Origin of the sequence: Micromonospora sp. LOL_024, assembly GCF_048060415.1 — a bacterium.
GTDB lineage: Bacteria > Actinomycetota > Actinomycetes > Mycobacteriales > Micromonosporaceae > Micromonospora.
The window spans coordinates 1-1,702 of record NZ_JBHMIS010000115.1 but is presented as its reverse complement, the minus strand read 5'-3'; the positions used below and the strand labels follow the sequence as shown (position 1 = coordinate 1,702).

Sequence of the window (1,702 nt, the reverse complement as noted above, 5' to 3'; positions counted from 1 at the left end):
AGCCCCCAGAACAAGATCAGACCAAAAAGGACATTCGCGGACTACTCCGGGGCCCTGGCGACTTCCTACGAAATCGACTGGCAATCATCGACGCAGACCCTCAGTTTGATCTTCCCGTGTTGCCTGGTGGGCTGGTCTACTTTCTAAATCCACAAAAGCTTGGGCGCGGGGCGTCTAGCTATCGTTCCGGCGATAAGCGTGAGCACGATCTGTGGGACACACTCAATGGAACCGTTCGCGTGCTGGGTGGGCGGTTCATCGTCTTCGTCGACGAAGCACACTACGGCACCGGAAGAAATGCGAATGGCGACGGCACGTACCTGTCCCAATTTTTGAATGGTACGGGCCGAGGAAAGCGACCAGCGCCAGTTGTGGTCGGAATCTCTGCCACCCCGGATCGGTTCGATAGGGCGCTTGTTGGGCGGGAATCAAAGCGGTATGTAAGTGTCGACGTCAACGATGTGCGCCAGTCGGGCCTGGTAAAAGACCACCTTCTGCTCGCCCACCCCACCGAGGAGATCGCGGCCGACGTCACCCTTCTCCAAGAAGCGACTAGACAGCGTGCGCGGATGGCTGCACTCTGGCAGGGCTACGCAGATGAGAACGACACTCCGCCTGTCGAGCCGATCCTCATGGTACAACTACCTGCTTCTGTCCCGGAACGCACTGTCGCTGAATGGATCGACGCTATGCGGGAGGCAGACACAACTCTTGCTCGACACCATATTGTGCACGCTCTCGAATCGCATGCGATTGAGACATTCGGCTCCCATGACGTTCGATGGTTGGAGCCGTCTCGAATCCAAGAGACGTCCGGTGTCCGCGTTGTGCTTTTTAAGGAGGCCCTCACGACGGGTTGGGACTGTCCGCGAGCGGAGGTTCTAATCTCGCTCCGACGGTCTAGTGACGACGTCACAATTACTCAGCTTATTGGCCGTGCTGTCCGAACGCCGCTCGCGCAACGCGTTGTGGGTGATGACGAGCTCAATTCGGTCAGGGTGTATCTGCCTCACTTTGACGAGGAGTCCGTGACTCGGGTGGTCCACCGCCTCCGCGACGGGGAAGATGCCATCGCCTCCGAGACCATCACAAATCCTGTGAACCTCGTTCGCAACCCTTCTGTGCCGGGCGAAGTTTGGGAAGCATTTCGGAATTTCCCCACCTGGACGCGCCCGGTAAAGACTGCTCGCACCACAACGGCACGGCTATTATCCGCTGCAATGGTGCTCGCCCAACATGATGTTGTCAGTGACGCCCTGACACGTGCTCAGGCACGGATCGTGGACGTGCTGCAAAGCCATAGGGATGCTCATCGCGACTTCATCGATGAGAAGGTCAGGGCCTATGAGGAGGTCGATTTCGTCACCCGTGCCGTCGACTGAGGTGATCTCAGCAACGCATAAGGTTTGATTGGTGCGACACGGGCGAATGCGGCGAGTCGGGCGTCAGTGGAAACAGGCGTGGAGCCATCGATAGACATGTCACTTGCGACAGATCCACGTCTTCGAGAGGGCTCCACGTGATTGCCTATCGTGCCATGGTCGACGTCCCGAGGGAACTCGTGCAGCACCTCGCCCGTCTGCTGTACGCGCAGCGCCGCGCCTGCGGTACCCGCCGTGGCACTCGGGCGTTGACCTGCTTCTACCAGGCCCTGATGGTGCTCGTCTGGTTCCGCAAAGGTGAGGACCTGGCCCTCCTCGCC

1 pseudogene is annotated in these 1,702 nt (G+C 59.1%); it reads left to right on the top strand.

What is annotated here, in order from left to right:
• Window positions 1–1,382 (top strand): annotated as a pseudogene (locus ACFHWY_RS28380) (hypothetical protein); the annotation flags it as partial.
• Window positions 1,383–1,702 lie beyond the last annotated feature (320 nt).